An 829-nucleotide genomic window follows, 5' to 3' on the forward strand; every position below is an offset into this window, starting at 1 on the left:
ACCCTGCTCGCGCTGGCCGCCGGCCTGGCCCAGACGATGGACCAGCAGCGCTATCGCGAGATCATCATGACCCGTGCCACGGTCAGCGTCGGCGAAGACATCGGCTTCCTCCCCGGTACCGAGGAAGAAAAGATGACCCCGTGGATGGGCGCGCTGACCGACAACCTGGAAGTGCTCACTCACACTCAGGAAGGCGGTGCGTGGGGCCGTGCGGCGACCAACGACCTGATCGCCAGCCGGATCAAGATCCGCTCGCTGAACTTCATGCGCGGCCGCACCTTCCTGTCGCGTTACCTGATCCTGGACGAAGCACAGAACCTCACCCCCAAGCAGATGAAGACCCTGATCACCCGTGCCGGTCCCGGCACCAAGATCGTCTGCCTGGGCAACGTCGAACAGATCGACACCCCGTACCTGACCGAGACCACCTCGGGCCTGACCTACGCGGTGGACCGCTTCAAGAACTGGCCGCACAGCGCGCACGTCACGCTGCGCCGTGGCGAGCGTTCGCGCCTGGCCGATTACGCCTCGGAGGTGTTGTGAACCATTCCCTGTCCCGTGCCGTCCTGCCGCTGGCGCTCGCCGCGCTGGCGGCCGCCTGCACGCCTGCCAATACACGACCGGGCGCCAGCGTCCCGACCACGGTCAAGACCGGCCAGTCCTGGGTGGTGACGCGACCGATCGTCGCCGCCCAGGTCCTGGACACCTGCTCGCGCGACAGTCCCGGCCGCGAGGCCGGGCGGGTCACCGGTTACTGGGCGCCCAGCCGCAAGGAGGTCGAACAGCTCGAAGCCCAGCTTCCGTCGCTCGACGCGCAGGTGCCCAAGGC

At 67.8% G+C, this 829-nt stretch carries 1 protein-coding gene and 1 pseudogene; both read left to right on the top strand.

Annotated elements, in window-relative coordinates; genetic code table 11:
- A partial coding sequence (locus tag AC1DQP_RS21085; RefSeq protein ID WP_478052506.1) for a PhoH family protein occupies nucleotides 1-543 on the top strand: 543 nt, incomplete at its 5' end.
- A pseudogene (locus tag AC1DQP_RS21090) lies at nucleotides 540-829 on the top strand (hypothetical protein); the annotation flags it as partial. The gene AC1DQP_RS21085 and the pseudogene AC1DQP_RS21090, both read left to right, overlap by 4 nt.

Source organism: Stenotrophomonas sp. P5_A8 (assembly GCF_056400545.1).